At 68.1% G+C, this 18,332-nt stretch carries 15 protein-coding genes; 6 read left to right on the top strand and 9 right to left on the bottom strand.

Annotated elements, in window-relative coordinates; genetic code table 11:
- Nucleotides 1-40 precede the first annotated feature (40 nt).
- Both PGN16_RS18045 and PGN16_RS18040 read right to left on the bottom strand, forming a co-directional pair.
- On the bottom strand, nucleotides 41-874 hold the full coding sequence (locus tag PGN16_RS18045) for a 4-(cytidine 5'-diphospho)-2-C-methyl-D-erythritol kinase (RefSeq protein ID WP_335310741.1): 834 nt from the start codon (nucleotides 872-874) through the stop codon (nucleotides 41-43).
- 2 nt (nucleotides 875-876) lie between these two features.
- Nucleotides 877-2,568: a tetratricopeptide repeat protein gene (locus PGN16_RS18040; protein ID WP_335310740.1), complete on the bottom strand. Its 1,692-nt coding sequence runs from the start codon at nucleotides 2,566-2,568 to the stop codon at nucleotides 877-879.
- Between the two features lie 455 nt (nucleotides 2,569-3,023).
- Between PGN16_RS18040 and PGN16_RS18035 the strand changes: the two genes are divergently transcribed.
- A complete protein-coding gene (locus tag PGN16_RS18035) occupies nucleotides 3,024-3,719 on the top strand; it encodes a hypothetical protein (protein ID WP_335310739.1) in 696 nt (231 codons plus the stop codon).
- Nucleotides 3,720-3,977: 258 nt separating this feature from the next.
- Here PGN16_RS18035 and PGN16_RS18030 read toward each other — a convergent pair whose 3' ends face one another.
- Nucleotides 3,978-5,636 (bottom strand): electron transfer flavoprotein-ubiquinone oxidoreductase, encoded by a 1,659-nt coding sequence (locus tag PGN16_RS18030; protein ID WP_335310738.1) that lies wholly within the window; start codon nucleotides 5,634-5,636, stop codon nucleotides 3,978-3,980.
- A 118-nt stretch (nucleotides 5,637-5,754) separates the two neighbouring features.
- Between PGN16_RS18030 and PGN16_RS18025 the strand changes: the two genes are divergently transcribed.
- The 3 genes from PGN16_RS18025 (at nucleotide 5,755) to moaB (ending at nucleotide 9,009) form a co-directional block, all read left to right on the top strand.
- Nucleotides 5,755-6,492: a uracil-DNA glycosylase family protein gene (locus PGN16_RS18025; protein WP_335310737.1), complete on the top strand. Its 738-nt coding sequence runs from the start codon at nucleotides 5,755-5,757 to the stop codon at nucleotides 6,490-6,492.
- Between the two features lie 38 nt (nucleotides 6,493-6,530).
- Nucleotides 6,531-8,318, top strand: a complete 1,788-nt coding sequence (locus tag PGN16_RS18020) for a transglycosylase SLT domain-containing protein (protein WP_443019689.1) — start codon at nucleotides 6,531-6,533, stop codon at nucleotides 8,316-8,318.
- Nucleotides 8,319-8,481: 163 nt separating this feature from the next.
- A complete protein-coding gene (gene moaB, locus PGN16_RS18015; RefSeq protein ID WP_335310735.1) occupies nucleotides 8,482-9,009 on the top strand; it encodes a molybdenum cofactor biosynthesis protein B in 528 nt (175 codons plus the stop codon).
- Nucleotides 9,010-9,151: 142 nt separating this feature from the next.
- Here moaB and PGN16_RS18010 read toward each other — a convergent pair whose 3' ends face one another.
- The gene (locus tag PGN16_RS18010; RefSeq protein ID WP_335310734.1) at nucleotides 9,152-9,484 is read right to left on the bottom strand and encodes a VOC family protein; all 333 of its coding nucleotides are present in this window, start codon (nucleotides 9,482-9,484) and stop codon (nucleotides 9,152-9,154) included.
- A 56-nt stretch (nucleotides 9,485-9,540) separates the two neighbouring features.
- On the opposite strand from PGN16_RS18010, the gene PGN16_RS18005 reads away from it, so the two are divergent.
- Nucleotides 9,541-10,617, top strand: coding sequence for a PA0069 family radical SAM protein (locus tag PGN16_RS18005; protein ID WP_335310733.1), 1,077 nt, complete (start codon nucleotides 9,541-9,543; stop codon nucleotides 10,615-10,617).
- A 198-nt stretch (nucleotides 10,618-10,815) separates the two neighbouring features.
- On the opposite strand, the gene dnaE is transcribed toward PGN16_RS18005, so the two are convergent.
- Nucleotides 10,816-14,316 carry a DNA polymerase III subunit alpha gene (dnaE, locus tag PGN16_RS18000; protein WP_335310732.1) on the bottom strand — a complete coding sequence of 1,167 codons (3,501 nt, stop codon included), beginning with the start codon at nucleotides 14,314-14,316 and terminating at the stop codon, nucleotides 10,816-10,818.
- 102 nt (nucleotides 14,317-14,418) lie between these two features.
- On the opposite strand from dnaE, the gene PGN16_RS17995 reads away from it, so the two are divergent.
- The gene (locus tag PGN16_RS17995; RefSeq protein ID WP_335310731.1) at nucleotides 14,419-15,006 is read left to right on the top strand and encodes an HdeD family acid-resistance protein; all 588 of its coding nucleotides are present in this window, start codon (nucleotides 14,419-14,421) and stop codon (nucleotides 15,004-15,006) included.
- A 227-nt stretch (nucleotides 15,007-15,233) separates the two neighbouring features.
- On the opposite strand, the gene PGN16_RS17990 is transcribed toward PGN16_RS17995, so the two are convergent.
- From PGN16_RS17990 to PGN16_RS17975, 4 genes are read right to left on the bottom strand one after another with little or no spacing between them, the layout of a single operon-like run.
- On the bottom strand, nucleotides 15,234-15,713 hold the full coding sequence (locus PGN16_RS17990) for a glutathione peroxidase (protein ID WP_335310730.1): 480 nt from the start codon (nucleotides 15,711-15,713) through the stop codon (nucleotides 15,234-15,236).
- Nucleotides 15,710-16,303 (bottom strand): GNAT family N-acetyltransferase, encoded by a 594-nt coding sequence (locus tag PGN16_RS17985; RefSeq protein WP_335310729.1) that lies wholly within the window; start codon nucleotides 16,301-16,303, stop codon nucleotides 15,710-15,712. Before PGN16_RS17985 ends, PGN16_RS17990 begins: the two co-directional genes overlap by 4 nt.
- On the bottom strand, nucleotides 16,300-17,010 hold the full coding sequence (locus tag PGN16_RS17980) for an ABC transporter ATP-binding protein (RefSeq protein WP_335310728.1): 711 nt from the start codon (nucleotides 17,008-17,010) through the stop codon (nucleotides 16,300-16,302). Before PGN16_RS17980 ends, PGN16_RS17985 begins: the two co-directional genes overlap by 4 nt.
- Complete coding sequence (locus PGN16_RS17975) at nucleotides 17,003-18,253, bottom strand: lipoprotein-releasing ABC transporter permease subunit (protein WP_335310727.1); 1,251 nt, start codon at nucleotides 18,251-18,253, stop codon at nucleotides 17,003-17,005. The genes PGN16_RS17980 and PGN16_RS17975 overlap by 8 nt, the downstream gene beginning before the upstream one ends.
- Nucleotides 18,254-18,332: the final 79 nt, after the last annotated feature.

Here is an 18,332-nt window from a genome sequence, read left to right as displayed (position 1 = left end):
ACGAGAACAAGTAGCGAACTTTCGACTGAATACAAGCTTTTCAGCTGATCGTGGTCGCGCAGACCCACCAGTCGGGCGCGTCCGCGGCGATCCGTGCCGCGGCAGAGTCGCGTGCTTCGGTGTCACGAAACAGCGCGAAACAGGTCGCGCCGGAGCCGGACATGCGCGTCAAAAGCGCGCCCGGTGCCGCGGCGAGCCGGGAAATAACAGTGCCGATCACGGGTGCGATCGCTTCGGCGGGCGGTTGGAGGTCGTTTCTGCCCGCCATGGCGCGCTCCAGTGTCGTTCCGGTCAGATCGAGCGCGCCGCGATCGACGCCGCCCCAATGCGCGAAAACCTGCGCGGTCGATACCGCCACCCCGGGGTTGACCAGCAGCGCCGGCATGTCGCCCAGCCCCGCGATCGGTGCCAGCGCATCGCCGCGCCCGCGCCCGAAGGTCGGGCGGCCGAGCAGACAGGCGGGCACGTCCGCGCCCAGATCGGCGGCGATGGTCAGCAGCCGTGGCGTGTCGACCGGCAGCCCGTGCAACCGGGCGAGCGCACGCAGCGTCGCGGCGGCGTCGGCCGAGCCACCGCCGATCCCGGAGGCGACCGGCAGGTGCTTGTCGAGCGTCACCGCATGGACCGCATCGGGGGCGAACGCCTGCCGGAACGCCGCTTCGGCGCGCGTCACCAGATTGTCGGCGGCCGGGCCGACCGCCGCGGCAAACGGACCCGTCACGGTGAAGCCCGGCACCGTCGCGGGCCCGACCGTCACCCGATCACCGTCGCGCGCGAAGACGAACAACGTTTCCAGTTCGTGATAGCCGTCCACCCGCCGCGCGCGGACGTGCAGCGCGAGGTTGAGCTTGGCGGGCGCGGTTTCGGCGATCATCACTACGGCAGTCCCTGTTCGATCTTGGTGGCGAGCCGCGCGGTCTCGACCGGGGTCGCGGTCGCTTGCGCAGCAGTCCAGGCGTAGCGCGCCTCGTAGCGGCGCCCGGCCCGCCAGTAGAGATCGCCGAGATGCTCGCCGATCTCGGCGCTGAGCGGATCGCCCTCGGCCGCACGCTCGACCAGCGGCAGCGCGCGCGCCGGTTGCCCACGCAAATACAACGCCCAGCCAAGTGAGTCGGCGATGGCGGCATCGTCGGGCTTCAGCCGCACTGCCTTCTCCAGCATCGCCTGTGCCTCGTCGATCCGCTCGCGATGCTGCGTCAGCGCATAGCCCAGATAGTTGAGCGCGAGCGGCTGGTCCGGGCCTTTGGCGACCGCCTTCTGCAACGCCTCGCGCGCCGCGGGCCAGCGCCCCGCCCCGTCGAGCGCCGCACCGTATTGCAGCCAGTCGGTCCAGTCGGCCGCTGTGCCGGCCTGCTTCACCAGCCGCGCATAGAGCGGCACCGCCTGCGCCGGGCGATCGAGCCGCATCTGCAGGTCGGCGAGCCGCTGGACGTCGCCGATCGGCGTCTTCTTCGTCGCCGACAGTGCGTCCAGCGCCGCCAGCGCCGCGTCCTCGCGCCCGCCATCGGCGAGCATCTGGACGCGCCCGGTCGCGGCGAGCGACGCATAGGGGCTGTCGGCGGGCACCTCGCCCAGCAGCGCCAGCCCGGCATCGAGCGCATCGTCGCCCGCCAGCACCCCCGCCAGCAACAGCCGCGCACGATCGTTGGCCGGATCGGCACGCAATGCGGCGCGGAGCAACGTATAGGTGAGCACGCCGGGATCGTCGCCGCTCGCCAGATCGGCAGCGATGCGCGTGAACAGATGCGAGGCCCCGAACGCGAGCGTCGGGCGCGCACCGCGGGTCGGCTCGATGCGCAGCGCAGTCGCCCCGGCATCGTCGTCGAGCAACGCGCGCGCCGCCTTGTCCTTGCCCTGCCCGATCAGCAGCCGCGCCGCCGCGACCCGCTCATCAAGCGCGGCGAGATCGGCCGCGCCGCCGAGCGCACGCACCGCCGCCACGCCTTCATCGGTGCGGCCGGTGGCGATCAGCAACAGCGCCCGCGTCTCGGCGGCAAAGCGCCGCGCGACCGGCTCGTCGGGGGCCTGCGCCAGCGCGGCGAAGGGGTCGCCGCCGCTTTCGAGCGCGAGCCAGGCGCGCAGCGGCGGCGTGAGGATGCGCAGCCGATCGCCATCGAAGCGCTTGAGCGCCGCCTCCGCGCCGGCACGGTCGCTATCGCGTGCGGCGCGGGCGAGCGCCAGCAGCGCAGTGTCGGACGGCGCGGCCTTCTGCTCGGCGAGCGTGGCGGCGGCGCGATCGGCGAGCGGCATGTCGCCGGCACGCACCGCGGCGCGAAAGGTGCGCAGCGCGATCGCGGTGTCCTGCGGATCGTCGGCGAGCACGCGGGCGTAATCCCGGGCGGCGTCGGCGACCGCACCGTCCGCCTCCGCGATCCGCGCGCGGGCATAGGCGGCCGGGTCGGCCGTGCCTGCCGCGGCGGGCAACGCGGCGCCGGCGAGGGTCGCGGCGAGCGGGAGCGCGAGGCGGCGGGTCAGCGTGATGGCGGTCTTTCGGATGCGGCCGGGGGATGGCCGGTCGGGGTAGAGGGAGCGAGCGGCGAGGTCCAGTGGCGGCAGGCGGCGGGTCATGCGTGGCTCAACACGCGAGGGGCGGGTGCGTTCAGGTGGACGCTGTCTTACCGTCCATCGACAGTCGGGTTCGGCATGCCGGGCCTCGGAAGAGGAATGGATCACGCGGAGGCGCGGGGGCGCGGAGGTGTACCGCGCGGCGCACGGTAACTCTGTCATTCCAGATCGCGAGCGCCAGATACGGCGAGCGCAACATCTCTGCGCTCTCCGCGCCTCCGCGTGAACGTCTCTTTTTCCCGCGCTTTTCAGTGAACCTGATGTCGATCTTTCCGAAGACGCGGATGGTTGAACGGGGTGGCGTGGGCCGCCTCCTGCTCAGGATAGCCGACGGCATTGGCCGACAACATGCGCCCCTGCTTTCCCGAAAAGGATGGTGAAATGGGAACGTCGCTCTCCTGACACGTTGGCTCGTCACCGTAATCGGCTATGTCCTCCGAAGGAGGAGGAAGCGCATGATGAGTAAGGTCACGGTTCTTAGGATGAGCATGGCGGTTCTGTCGGCGGCTCCGACCGTTGCCGCGCACGCTCAATTTGTTCCTCCTGCCGGATACAGCAGCAACGGAGCGCAGCCCGGCGTTGCCGCACCGACGGCCCCAGATGCACCTGTCCTGACCCGCATCCCTGATACAACTTTGTCAGGTCTGTTCCGTGTCGATCCCTACTACAAGCGCGGTACCTCGACGGGCCACGTGAAGGTCGTTGGCGCGTTCGAGATTGCTGAAACACAGAAGCGACATTTCGTTGCCGCCTGGTCTCCGGGCTTCTTGCCCGTCACACTCTCGTTCAATGACGGACAGTGTTACTCGCTTCGAGCTGATTACACAGGCGGGACGCTTTCAAACGGTCGATTGAGCAAAGTCGGATGCGATCACCGACAAACCGGTGAGCAGGCCCCATCCTCGCCGCCGCCCGGCAGCCCTCTGAGGTTCATCGGAAGCGCTTGGGGTTATGGTGCCTGGGCCGATGATCGAGCTAGAACCACGCTCATCACCGCACCTTACGCCAAAACCTTCCAACCCCTTTTTACCGCGCAGATGTTAACCAGCGCTATCATGGCGATGAACGGCCCAGACTTTCCCGGAGGAAATGTCACATTAGCGGGCCGGCTTGGGAATCACTTGACGGTGGTAACGCTCGAGGTCGGTTACTGAACGTCGGCCAACAGACTGGTGGCTGCGCCCCTTCCCGTAAACGAACCTGCGATGGGCATTCTGCCGTGTCGATCGCGTTGACGGACGCTCGCGGCTCAAGCTGTTCCCGATTGTTCTTTCCCGAAACGGCGGTTACGAGACGGAGAAACGGGAAAGGTGATCCCTGATGCCGTAGCAGATCCGGCACGCCGCTCCCACCTCTACGGTGGCAAAAGAAGCGGGGCCCCGGATCAAGTCCGGGGCGACGCGGCGGCGCGGTCACATGTTCGGGTAGTTCGGACCCCCGCCACCTTCCGGCACGACCCAGTTGATGTTCTGCGTCGGGTCCTTGATGTCGCAGGTCTTGCAGTGGACGCAATTTTGCGCGTTGATGACGAACTTCGGGTCGCCCGTCTCCTCGCCGACGATCTCGTACACGCCGGCCGGGCAGTAACGCTGCGCCGGCTCGTCGTAGAGCGGTAGGTTGTAGGCGACCGGGACGTCCGGGTCCTTGAGCGTCAGGTGGACCGGCTGGTCCTCTTCGTGGTTGGTGTTCGACAGGAACACCGACGACAGGCGATCGAAGGTCAGCACGCCGTCGGCCTTGGGATAGTCGATCTTCTTGACCAGATCCTTGCGCCACAAGGTTTCGTGATCGGGGTGGTGGTGCAGCGTGAAGGGCATCTTCAATCCGAGATATTCCGCCCACATCGTCACGCCCGCCAGCCCCGAACCGAGGAAGTCGCCGAACTTCTTGACCAGCGGCACGACGTTGCGGACGATCGACAGCTCCTTCTTCACCCAGCTGCGCTCGAACGCTTCCGGATAGGCGGTCAGCTCGTCACCGCCGCGCTGCGACAGGATCGCGTCGACCGCCGCCTCGGCAGCGAGCATCCCGCTCTTCATCGCGGTGTGCGTGCCCTTGATCCGCGGCACGTTGAGGAAGCCAGCGCTGTCGCCGATCAGCGCGCCGCCGGGGAAGACCAGCTTCGGGATCGACTGCAACCCGCCGTCGCTGATCGCGCGCGCGCCGTAGCTGACGCGCTTGCCGCCCTTCAGGAGCGCGGCGACCTGCGGGTGGGTCTTCCACTTCTGCATCTCCTGGAACGGGGAGACATAAGGGTTCGAATAGTTGAGCCACGTCACGAAGCCGATCGACACCTGCCCGCCGGCCTGGTGATAGATCCAGCCGCCGCCGTTGCCGCCATGCTCGCTGAGCGGCCAGCCCTGCGTGTGGACGACCTTGCCGGGTTCGTGGAGCGCGGGGTCGATGTCCCACAATTCCTTGACGCCAAGGCCGTAGACCTGCGGATCGCAATCGCGGCGCAGGTCGAAGATGCGCATCAACTCCTTGGAGAGATGCCCGCGGCAGCCCTCGGAGAAGAAGGTGTATTTGGCGTGGAGTTCGAGGCCGGGCTGATAGTCGCCCTTGTGCGTGCCGTCGCGCGCGACGCCCATGTCGCCGGTCGCGACGCCCTTCACGCTGCCGTCGTCGTTGAACAGGATCTCGGCGGCGGCGAAGCCGGGGAAGATCTCGACACCCAGTTCCTCGGCCTTGCCCGCCAGCCAGCGGCACAGGTTCGCGAGCGAGCCGGTATAGGTGCCCTTGTTGTGGAGGAACGGCGGGGTCCACAGATGCGGCAGGTTGAATTTGCCCGATTTGGTCAGCACCCAGTGCAGGTTCTGCGTCACCGGCACCTCGGCGAGCGGGCAGCCGTCATCGCGCCACGTCGGGAGCAGTTCGTCTAGCGATTGCGGGTCGATCACCGCGCCCGACAGGATGTGCGCGCCGACCTCGGAGCCCTTTTCGAGCACGCAGACCGAAATGTCCGCATCGCGTTCGGCGGCGCGTTGCTTGAGGCGGATCGCCGCCGACAGCCCGGCGGGGCCGGCGCCGACGATCACCACGTCATAGGGCATGGATTCGCGGTCGCTCACTTCGTCATCTCCTGCGCGCGCACCCGCACCGGGCGCTCGTCGTATCGTGCCAACGTTCTATCGGCATCGGCGGTGCCAGTAAGTTGACCTTCGCGTCAACTCTCCATCCTATGGCGGCATGGGGGCCGATCAGAATCTCGACTGGACGAAGGCGGCGGCCAGCGCGCTCGACTGGTGGCACGATGCCGGGGTCGACGTGGTGGTCGGCGACGAGGGGTTCGCGTGGCTCGACAGCGCGGCGCAGCAGCTCGCCGCGAGGCAGGCGGTGCAGCCCGCGACGGCCGCGGTCGCGCCGGCCAGCGACGCGCTGCCCGAGGATTTGGCGGCGTTCGCGGCGTGGCGGGTCGGCGAGGCCGCGCCCGAGGCGCGCTGGGGCGGCGGCGCGATTGCGGCGAGCGGGCCGGCGGACGCCGAGCTGATGGTGTTCGTCGACTGCCCGGAGCGCGACGATCGCGACTTGCTGATGGAAGGCGAGGTCGGGCGGCTGTTCGAGCGGATGCTCACCGCGATCGGGCGGTCGCGGGCCGATACCGCGCTCGCCTCGGTCTGCGTGCGACGGCCGACCACCGGCCGCGTGCCGCGCGATATCGAGGCACGGCTCGGCGAGATCGCGCGGCATCATGTCGCGCTCGCTTTCCCCAAACGGTTGCTGGTGATGGGCGATGCGGCCAGCCGTGCGATCCTGACGATGAACGTCGCGGATGCGCGCGGGCGTTTTCATACACTTAACCATAAGAATGGCAGGGTCACGCAGGTCGTGGCGAGCCATCATCCACGCTTCCTGCTCGATCGGCCCACCGCCAAGGCGGAAGCGTGGAAAGACCTGTTGTTGCTGACCGGGGAGGTCGAATCGTGAAAATTGCCTATGCCTCCGGGCTGATGGTCGCGAGCGCCATGGCGCTGGTCGCGCCGGCGCAGGCCGCGACGGTCGCCGGCGGGCTGCCGGTGGTTGCGCCGCCTGCTCCGCCGCCGTCGGCCAGCGAGGACGCCGGCATCCCGGCGCAACTCACCCCCGAGCAGCGCAGCGCCTATCGCGCGGTGTTCGCGGCGATCCACGAGGGACGGTGGAGCGACGCGCAGCTCGCGCTCGACGGCATGGCCACCGGGCCGCTCCACGCCTATGCGCGCGCCGAGCTGTACACCGCCAAGGGCTCGCCCAAAGCGGACGGCGCGGCGGTCGCGCGGTTGCTGGCCGAGGCCCCCGAGCTGCCGCAGGGCGATGCGCTGCTCCGGGTGGCGAAGGCACGCGGGATCAGCGACCTGCCCGTCCTGCCCGAACAGCAACGGCTGATCTGGAACGACGGCGCGCCGATCCGCGTCCGCGCCAAGGCGACCGCCAGCGACCAGATCGCCGCCGATCTGGCGGTGAAGATGCAGCCTTTGGTCAAGTCCGATCTCGGCGCGGAGGCGCAAGCGTTGCTGGAGAGCACCGCCGGCCTGTCGCCCGAGGCGCAGACCGAATGGCAGGCGCGGATCGCGTGGATCTATTTCCTGCAAGGGCTCGACCCGCAGGCGCGCACGATGGGCGCGAAGGCGGCGCTGGGCAGCGGCGACTGGGCGATCCACGGGCGCTGGACGCAGGCGCTGGCGGCATGGCGGCAGCAGGATTGCGCGACGACGCAGACCGAGTTCGAGAATGTCGCGGCGCGCAGCCCCGACATCGACCTGCGCGCCACCGCGCTGTTCTGGGCGGCGCGCGCCGACATGGCGTGCGGACGGCCCGACAAGGTCGAGGCGCGGCTGAAGATCGCCGCGCAATATGGCGAGACCTTCTACGGGCTGCTGGCGCGGCAGGCGCTGGGGCTCGGAATGCCGGCGGTGCGCCCGCAGCGCGTCTCCGCGGATTGGACGCGGCTCGAGCGACGCCCGAACATCCGCGTGGCCGCGGCGCTGGCCGAGATCGGCGAGAACGACGATGCCGACCGCGTGGTGCGGCAACAGGCGCGGATCGGCACGCCGGGCGAGTTCGCCAGCCTCGTCCGCTTCAGCGAGTCGCTCAACCTGCCCGCCACGACCGTCTGGCTGGCGCACAATCTGCCGCAAGGCGCGGTTGCGACCGCCGACACGCGCTATCCGATGCCGAACTGGACGCCGGACACCGGCTGGCGGATCGACAAGGCGCTGGTCTATGCGCACACGCTGCAGGAATCGGGGTTCCGCAACAAGGTGCGCAGCCCGGCGGGGGCGTTCGGGCTCATGCAGATCATGCCCGCCGCCGCGACCGATTACATGCGCGAGCGCGGGCTGACGATCGACCAGAATGCGCTGGCGCGGCCGTCGACCAATATCGACATCGGGCAGCGGCATATCGAGAAGCTGCGCGACATGGGGCTGACCGGCGGTCTGCTGCCCAAGGTGATCGCGGCCTATAATGCCGGGCCGAAGCCGGTCGGCGAATGGAACGCGCTGGTTCACGATAACGGCGATCCGCTGCTTTATATCGAGAGCATCCCTTATTGGGAGACGCGCGGGTACGTGGTGACGGTGCTGCGCAATTACTGGATGTACGAGGCGCAGGGCGGCAAGGCGAAGAGCCCGAGCCGCGCCGCGCTGGCGCAGGGCATGTGGCCGCGCTTCCCCGGCCTGCCGGGGGCGAGCGCGGTGCGGATGAACCCCGCGCCGAATACTGCGCTGGCGGTGAACGCCAGCGTCGGGGTGCAGACGCCGATCCAGTCGAACTGAGCGTGCACGACGCACCGTCATCCCGGACTTGATCCGGGATCCCGCTTCTTCCGCCCGGTCGACAGGAAGAAGCTGGGTCCCGGATCAATTCCGGGGCGACGACGGCGGTGTCCACGCGCCCCGCCCGCTGGACGCCCCCTCCCCGCCCCGCTACCCCGGTGCAATGCCGATCGACGAAAGCCGCACCTTCCTGCCCGTTCGCATCGCGGTGCTGACCGTGTCCGACACGCGCGGACTGGCGGAGGATCGTTCCGGCGACACGTTGGTCGCGCGGTTGTCCGATGCCGGGCATCTGCTCGCCGAGCGCGCGATTCTGCGCGACGATGTCGACGCGATCGTCGCGCAGCTCCATCGCTGGATCGACGATCCGCAGGTCGACTGCATCATCACCACCGGCGGCACCGGCGTCACCGGGCGGGACGTGACCCCCGAAGCGGTCGAGCGCGTCGCGGACAAGATGATCCCCGGCTTCGGCGAGCTGTTCCGCTGGCTCAGCTTTCAGACGATCGGCACCTCGACGGTACAGAGTCGCGCCTGCGCGTGCGTGGCGCGCGGGACCTATGTCTTCGCGCTGCCGGGCTCGACCGGCGCGGTCAAGGATGCGTGGGACGGCATCCTGTCGTCGCAACTGGATAGCCGGCACCGGCCGTGCAATTTCGTCGAGCTGATGCCGCGGTTAATGGAGCGCTAGACTAGGTCAGCGTTCGGCAATCACCTGCCTCTTTCGTCATCCCGGACTTGATCCGCGACCCCGCTTCTTCTTGCTTTGGGCGACAGGAAGAAGCGGGGCCCCGGATCAAGTCCGGGGCGACGAACGAGATCACCCCAAAGTCTCACCCCGCTAACGACGCCGCCAGTTCGTGCCCGTCGACATCGCGGAAGTGGAAACGCCGTCCACCCGGGAAGGCGAAGATCGGCACCGTGATCGTGCCGCCCGCCCGCTCGACGGCCTCCAGCGTCCCCTCGAGATCCTCGACCTCGATCACCGGCAAGGGTGCCGCGACCCGCTCGGGCGCCGCGTCGAGCCCGACATCGGTGTCGCCGCTGAGCGTCGCCGCATAATCCGGGCCGAAATCGGTGAACGTCCAGCCGAACGCCTGCGCGTAGAAGCCTTTGGACGCTGCCCGGTCGCGGGTCGGCAGTTCGAGATAATAGAGGCGGGCCACATTGCATCTCCCCGTTTGTTCTTGATGTGTTCTATATGGCGCGATAGCCTCGCGCAATGGTGAATCCACGGCCGCACCGCGGCGCGACCCTCAACACGCGCAGCACGCGCTTCAATCTGCCGCAGGCGGAAGAGGACGATGACTGGCGCGACGCCCGCACGCTGATCGACGGTGCGCCTCCGCCGTTACGCACTACCGTCACCGTCGAGCATCCGCGCACGATCATCACGCGCAACCAGTCGCCCGATGTGCCGTTCGACCGCTCGATCAATGCCTATCGCGGCTGCGAGCATGGCTGCATCTATTGCTTCGCACGCCCGAGCCATGCCTTCCACGATCTGTCGCCGGGGCTGGATTTCGAAACCAGGCTGTTCGCCAAGCCCGACGCCGCCGCGCTGCTGCGCGCCGAGTTGGGCAAGCCGGGCTATGCCTGCGCGCCGATCGCGATGGGGACGAACACCGATCCCTATCAGCCGATCGAGCGCGAGTGGCGGATCACCCGATCCCTGATCGAGGTGCTGGCGGAATGCGACCACCCGCTGGTCATCACCACCAAGTCGGACCGGGTAGTGCGCGATCTCGACCTGCTTGGCCCGATGGCGGCGAAGGGGCTGGTGGCGGTGGCGATGTCGGTCACCTCGCTCGATCCCCGCGTGACCATGACGCTGGAGCCGCGCGCCACCGCGCCGGAGCGGCGGCTGGCGGCGGTGCGCACGCTCAGCGACGCGGGGGTGCCGACCTATGTCAACATGGCGCCGGTGATCCCGGCGATCACCGATAGCGAGGTCGAGACGATCGTCGCCCGCGCGGCGGCGGCGGGGGCTCTGGGGGTATCGTACATCCCGGTGCGGCTGCCATGGGAGGTCGCGCCGCTGTTCCGCGCCTGGCTCGACGAGCATTATCCCGATCGCGCGGGCAAGGTGATGGCGATCGTCCAGTCGCTGCGTGGGGGCAAGGACAATGATCCGCGCTTCGGGATGCGGATGAAGGGTCAGGGGCCGTGGGCGGAGCTGTTGCGCACGCGTTTCCGGATCGCGCGGACCAAGGCGGGGTTTCCCGATCGGCGACGCAAGTTAGACCTGCGCTGCGACCTGTTCCGCAAGCCGGCGGGAGCGCAGGGGGAGTTGTTTTAGCTAGGGCCGATCGACATTCGGTATTATCGTGACTGACCAGCCATTTGATGGATCGTCAGCTTCCTTCTTTCGTCGCTCCGGACCTGATCCGGGGCCCCGCTTCTTCGGCAGCCGCAGCAAAAGCGGGATTCCGGATCAAGTCCGGGATGACGAATGAGAGAGGGAGTCCGGTGAATGTCGATCGGCTCTAGAACGCGGTCACCCCACCGACCGCAGCCGGGTTTCCTCGACCTCGAACTCGACCCTGGTTACGCCGGGCAGCGCCTCGATCCGTTCGGCGAGTTCGGCGTCGAGCGCGAAGTCGCGGTCGAGGATCACGGTCGCGATCTCGCCCTCACCGATCGGCACCTTGAGCGTCACCTTGCCGCGTGCGCCACGCAGCGGGCCGATCAACGCCGCGAGCCCCGCCACCGCGCTGGCGTCCGCGACATGCACCTCCAGCGCGAAGCGTGTCGAGGTGGCGAGCGTCTCGAACGGCTTGATCGACTTGACCGTCACGCGCGGCGTTTCCTCACCGGGGCGGCGGTCCAGTTCGACGGTCGCCAGCCCGCAGCCGCCGTTCTTGGCGGCTTCCTCGAGATCGGCGGCGGGGCCGTCGTCGAAGCAGGTCGCCATGAACTGGCCGGTCGCGTCGGAGAGCGTCGCCATCATATAGCGCTTGCCGCGCGCCGAGGTGCGCCACCGCGCCTCCTCGACCAGCACCGCCATCGTCGCCATCACCCGCGCGCCATCGGCGATCTGCAACTCGCCGAGGGTGACGTAGGTGCGCGCGCCGTGCGTCTTGGCGAGGTGGCGGTAGCGGTCGACCGGGTGCGCGGAGAAATAGAAGCCGAACGCCTCCTTCTCCTGCTCCATCCGCTCGGCGAGCGACCAGCGCGCATTGGCGGGCAGCTTGATCGCGTCGCCCGCGCCGGCATCGTCGCCGAACAGCCCGCCCTGCCCGCTCGTCCGACCCTCGTGCGTGCGTGCGGCGATCGCGAGCACCGTCTCGGCGACGGCATGGACGCCGGCCCGATTGGGCTCCAGCGCGTCGAAGGCACCGCCGGCGGCGAGCGTTTCGAGCTGGCGCTTGTTGAGCAGCCGCGGGTCGACGCGCGCGGCGAGATCGTCGAGGCTCTTGAACGGTCCGGCGGTGGTGCGCTCCTCGCAGAGCTTCTCCATCGCGCCCTCGCCGACCGACTTGAGCGCGGCGAGCGCGTAGCGGACGGCGGGCTGGCCCTCGTCGTTGAGCTGGACGTCGAACTCCGCGACGCTGCCGTTGATGCACGGCGGCAGCAGCGGGATGCCGAGCCGCCGCGCGTCATCAACGAAGATCGCCAGCTTGTCGGTGAGGTGCAGGTCGTAGCACATCGACGCGGCGAAGAATTCCGCCGGGTGATGCGCCTTCAGCCACGCGGTCTGATAGGCGAGCAATGCATAGGCCGCGGCGTGCGACTTGTTGAAGCCGTAGCCGGCGAACTTGTCGATCAAGTCGAAAAGCTGGTTGGCATAAGGCGCGGGGATCTGGTTGTGCTCGGCGCAGCCGGTGACGAAGGTGGCGCGCTGCGCGTCCATCTCCGCCTTGATCTTCTTGCCCATCGCGCGCCGCAACAGGTCCGCGCCGCCGAGCGAATAGCCCGCCAGCACCTGCGCGGCCTGCATCACCTGTTCCTGATAGACGAAGATGCCGTAGGTTTCGGCAAGGATCGGCTCCAGCAGCGGGTGCGGATAGGTGATCTCCTCCGTCCCCTGCTTGCGCCGGCCGAACGACGGGATATTGTCCATCGGGCCGGGGCGATAGAGCGAGACGAGCGCGACGATGTCGCCAAAATTGGTCGGGCGCACCGCCGACAGCGTGCGGCGCATCCCCTCCGATTCCAACTGGAACACGCCGACCGTGTCGCCGCGCTGGAGCAATTTGTAGACGCCCTCATCGTCCCATTGCAGCGCGTCGAGATCGACGTGGATGTCGCGCTTCTTGAGCAGCTCGACCGCCTTCTTGAGCACCGACAGGGTCTTGAGCCCGAGGAAGTCGAACTTCACCAGCCCGGCGCCTTCGACATATTTCATGTCGAACTGCGTGACCGGCATGTCCGAACGCGGATCGCGGTAGAGCGGGACGAGCTGCGCGAGCGGGCGGTCGCCAATCACCACGCCCGCAGCGTGGGTCGAGGAGTGGCGCGGCAGCCCCTCCAGCTTGGTCGCGAGGTCCCAGAGGTGCCGGACCTGATTGTCGTTGGAATATTCGCGCGCGATCTCCGGCACGCCGTTCAGCGCGCGCTTGAGGTCCCACGGGTCAGTCGGATGGTTGGGGACCAGCTTGGCGAGCCGGTCGATCTGGCCATAGCTCATCTGGAGCACGCGCCCGGTGTCCTTGAGCACCGCGCGCGCCTTGAGCTTACCGAAGGTGATGATCTGCGCGACCTGATCGCGGCCGTATTTCTCCTGTACGTAGCGGATCACCTCGCCACGCCGGGTTTCGCAGAAGTCGATGTCGAAGTCGGGCATCGACACGCGTTCCGGGTTGAGGAAGCGCTCGAACAGCAGGCCCAGCTTGATCGGATCGAGATCGGTGATCGTCAGCGCCCAGGCGACCACCGAGCCCGCACCCGAACCACGTCCCGGTCCGACCGGAATGTCGTGATCCTTCGCCCATTTGATGAAGTCGGCGACGATCAGGAAATAGCCGGGGAAGCCCATCTGGATGATGACGTCGACCTCGAACGCGAGCCGCTGGCGGTAGGTCTCGCGCCAGTTCGGATCATCGGCAGGTTGCGCGCCGAGTTCCTCGATCCGGTCGAGCCGCGCCTCCAGCCCGGCGGCGGCATCGTTGCGGAGCATCGCCGCCTCGCCCTCGCGGTCGCCCGCGAGGCTGGGGAGGATCGGCTTGCGCTTCGGCGCGGCGACCGCGCAACGCTGCGCGACGACCAGCGTGTTCGCGAGCGCCTCGGGCAGATCGGCGAACAGCGCCGCCATGTCGATCGCGGGCTTCATCCACGCATGGCCGCAGCTGCGCGGGCGATCCTCGCTTTCGACATAGCTCGACGAGGCGATGCACAGCATCGCGTCATGCGCGTCGCCGAAATCGGCTTCCTCGAAACAGCATGGGTTGGTCGCGACGATCGGCCAGCTGCGGTCATAGGCGAGGTCGAGCAGCAGCGGCTCGGCCTTGTCCTCGATCGCATCGTCGCGGCGGCACAATTCGACATACAGTCGGTCGCCGAAGATCGCGTGGAGGCGGTCGGCGTACGCGATGGCGCGCTCCGGCTGGTCCTCGGCGAACAGCCGCGCCACCCCGCCCTCGCCGCCCGCGGTCAGCGCGATCAGCCCCGCGGAATGGCGCTCCAGCACCTCGAACGCGACATGCGGCGCGAGTTCGAGCGGGCGGTCGAGATGCGCATGGCTGACCAGCGCGCAGAGATTGTCGTAGCCCGTCTCGTCCTGCGCGTAGAGGGCGATCCAGTCGACCGCGGTCGCGACGCTTTCGGGCATGTCGGGGCGCGCGACGCCGAGCATCGTGCCGATCACCGGCTGCACGCCCGCGCCCATCGCCGCGTCCGAGAACGCCATCGCGGCGTAGAGCCCGTTGCGGTCGGTCAGCGCCGCGGCGGGGAAGCCGAGCTTGGCCGCGCGCTTGGCGATCGCCTTCGGCTCGATCGCGCCATCAAGCATGGTGTAGCTGGAAAAGATGCGGAGCGGCACGAACCCGGAATGCGGCATCGCTTATACCTAGGCCGGCCGACCCGATTCGACCATCCCCGCCGCCACACACGGAACCCTGAACACGCCGACCCGTTCGCCCGCCGAAATGGAGTGATCGACATGGCACAATTCGGAGCTTCATCGGAACGTGGGTTCGGCATCCCCGGCGCGGCGACCGGCGCCGGCTGGGGCTGGATCATGGCATACGGCGTGGTGTCGGTGCTGCTCGGCGTGGCGGCGTTCGTGTGGCCATTCGCGGCGACCTATGCGGCGACCGTCGTGATCGGCGCGCTGCTGTTCGTCTCGGGCGTGTTCTCGATCGCCGCCGGGTTGTTCGGGCAGGGCCATGAGGGTCGCGTCTACGCGGTGCTGTTCGGCCTGCTGTCCGTGATCGTCGGCGCGGTGATGGTGTTCGAGCCGGCGACCGGCGCGCTGTCGCTGACCTTGATGGTGACGGTCTGGCTGCTGGTGCGCGGCGTGCTGGAAATCGTGCTCGGCTTCCGGATGCGGCGGCGGCGCGGGCTGATGATCGCGCTGGGCGTGGTGAACATCCTGCTGGCCGGGTTCATCCTCGCGACGGTGCCGTGGTCGGCGCTGACGCTGCCGGGGTTCATCCTGGGAGTGAGCTTCCTGGTCGGCGGCGTGACCGCGATCACCGCGGCAAGCGATCACCGCAAGGGCGCGGACGCATTCGCGATGCCGGGGTGAGGCGTATTCGATCAACAGACCTTTTGTTCGTCGCCCCGGACTTGATCCGGGGCCCCGCTTCTTCCTGCCGACCGAAGTAAGAAGCGGGATCCCGGAGCAAGTCCGGGATGATGATAGGGTTATCTCGCCGCGACATGCACCAGCGCCATCGCGACCAGCAGCAGCGCCAAGATCGCGAGGATCAGCCCGAACATGCAGCCGAGCACGACGCGATCGCCGAACATCGACTACAACAGCGCCTCGATGTCGGCGGTGATCTCCTCGGGTTTGGTCGTCGGCGCGTAGCGGCGCACGACCTTGCCATCGCGGTCGATCAGGAATTTGGTGAAGTTCCACTTCACCGCCTTCGTCCCGAGCACGCCCGGCGCCTCCGCCTTCAGCCGCTCGAACAACGGATCGGCCTGCGCACCATTGACGTCGATCTTGGCGAACACCGGGAAGGTCACGTCATAGGTCAGCGTGCAGAAGTTCGCGATCTCCGCCGCGTCGCCGGGTTCCTGCGCACCGAACTGGTTGCATGGGAAGCCGAGCACCGCGAAGCCGCGGTCGGCATAGCGGCGATGGAGCGCCTCCAGCCCCTCGTACTGCGGCGTGAAACCGCACTTGGAGGCGGTGTTGACGATCAGCAGCACTCGCCCGCGCCATTGTTCGAGCGGAACGGGCGCGCCATCCGCGCCAGTGACGGTCAGGTCGGTGATCGTCGTCATCGTCCGCGCTCCAGCAGATAGGTGAGATTGCGGCGAACCTGCGGCCACTCATGGTCGAGAATCGAATAAACGACCGTGTCGCGCACCTCGCCCTCTGAGGTGACCATATGCCCACGCAGCACGCCGTCCATGCGTGCGCCCAGCCGCTCGATCGCCTCGCGCGAGGGACGATTGTGCCAGTTGGTCCGCAATTGCACGCACTGGCAGCCGAGGACATCGAAGGCGTGCGTGAGCAACAGCCGCTTCGCCTCGGTATTCAATCCGGTACGCTGTACCCGGCGCGCGTAGAGCGTGCCACCGATCTCGACGCGCCGATGCCCCTCGTTCATCCGCAGGAAGCGCGTGGCGCCTGCGACCTGTCCATCGGCATCGAGCACGGTGAACGGCAGCGCGCGCCCGGCGGCCTGTTGCGCCTCCAGCAGATCGTACCAGCCATCGATCGTCGCCGAAGTAGGAACAACCGTGGCGAAGAGCTGCGTCAGCCCCTCGAACGCTGTCAGCAGGTCAGCGCGATCGGTCCGCTCGAGCGGACGCAGCGTGACATGCCGCCCGACCAGCGTCGGTGCCGTCCGCCACGCCGCGTCGCTCATCCCGCGACCTCCAATTGCCCTTCGTGGAGCCGGACGACACGGTCCATCCGCGCCGCCAGTCGCTCGTTGTGGGTCGCGACCAGCGCAGCGGAGCCCTCCCCGCGCACCAGCCGCAGGAACTCGGCCAGCACGCGGTCGGCGGTGGCCTCGTCGAGATTGCCGGTCGGCTCGTCGGCGAGCACCAGTGCCGGGCGGTTGGCGAGCGCCCGCGCGACCGCGACGCGCTGCTGCTCGCCCCCCGACAGCGCCGAGGGACGGTGGGTCAAGCGGTGGCCGACGCCGAGCGCGGTGAGCAGCGCGGCCGCCCGCTCCTCGGCCGGCGCGCGCTCTGCGCCCTGGATGAGCTGCGGCAGGACGACATTCTCGATCGCGTTGAAGTCGGGCAGCAGGTGGTGGAACTGGTAGACGAACCCCAGCCGGTCGCGGCGGAGCGCCGTGCGCCCCGCCGCGTCGAGCTTCGCAGCCTCCGTTCCGGCGATGCGGATCGAGCCGGAGAAGCCGCCTTCGAGCAGTCCGACCGCCTGCAACAAGGTCGACTTGCCCGAGCCCGACGGCCCAAGCAGCGCGACGATCTCGCCGGGGCGCACCGACAGGTCGACGCCGCGCAGGACGTGGATGGTCGTCTCGCCCTGCGTGAAGCTGCGCGCGAGGCCCGTGGTCTGGAGGACCGCGGATGTGCCGTCGCAGGCCGCGGGTACGCTATTCATAACGCAACACCTCGACCGGATCGGTATTGGCCGCCTTGAGCGCTGGATAGACGGTAGCGAGGAAGGTCATCAGCAGCGTGATGATGACGATCGCGGTCACCTCGACGGGATCGACCTTCGACGGCAATTCGGTGAGATAGCGGATCGACGGGTCCCAAAGGTTCTGACCCGTGACGAGCTGGACGAAATTGACCACCGACTGGCGGAAGAACAGGAACACCGCCCCGAGTGCCAGCCCGGCGAAGGTGCCGAGCACGCCGATCGTGGTGCCGACCGTCATGAAGATGCGCAGCATCGCGCCGCGGCTGGCGCCCATTGTGCGCAGGATCGCGATGTCGCGAGTCTTGGCGCGAACGAGCATGATGAGCGAGCTGGCGATGTTGAACGCCGCGACCAGAATGATGATGCACAGCACCACGAACATCGCGACACGCTCGACCGCCAATGCGTCGAACAGTTCCGAATTGAGGCGGCGCCAGTCGCTGATGACGCCGTACGGCTGTACCTGCTTGGCGAGCGGGGCGAGGATCTCGCCGACTTTGTCGGCATTGGTGGTCTGCAACTCGATCATGCCGACGGTGTCGCCGGTTAGCAGCAGGGTCTGCGCATCCTGCAACGGCATGACGACATAGGCTTTGTCGTAATCGTAGACGCCGACTTCGAAGATCGCGCCAACCCGATAGCTGACGCTGCGCGGCATCGTGCCGAACGGCGTCGAGCGGCCGAGCGGGCTGATGACGGTGATGTCGGAGCCGATCGTCGCGCCGAGTTGCTCGGCAAGCCGCGCGCCGATCGCGACATTGCCGCTGTTCGGGGTCAGCGTCGCGAGGCTGCCGGCCACGATCTTGGTGCGGATCGTGGCATTGGTGCGGATGTCCTCGGGGCGCATCCCGCGCAGCAGGATCGCCTCCGCGCGGCCGTTGTAGGTCGCGAACAGCGGCTGTTCGATCATCGGCACCGCGCTGGTCACCCCCGGCGTCGCCCTCGCGAGTTCGACGACGCGCTGCCAATTGTCGAGCCGGTTGTTGTAGCCCTGCACCACGGCATGGCCGTTGAGCCCGACGATCTTGTCGAACAGCTCGGCACGAAAGCCGTTCATGACGCTCATGACGATCACCAGCGCGGCGACGCCCAGCATGACCGCGCCCAGCGAGAACCCCGCCACCAGCACGATGAACCGTTCGCCCTTGCCCGGCAGCAGATATCGCCGCGCGATCATGCTCTCGTAGCGGGACAGCAACATGCAGGCTGCGATAGGGAGCCGCCTTGGGATGCGCAATGGGGGCTGTTGCGGAATCGTCACATAGTCGCCGCAATCGGTT

The organism is Sphingomonas phyllosphaerae (assembly GCF_036946485.1).
Taxonomy (GTDB): Bacteria; Pseudomonadota; Alphaproteobacteria; order Sphingomonadales; family Sphingomonadaceae; genus Sphingomonas; species Sphingomonas phyllosphaerae_E.
The sequence above is the reverse complement of the archived record's forward strand: the minus strand, read 5'-3'. Positions and strand labels throughout refer to the sequence as shown.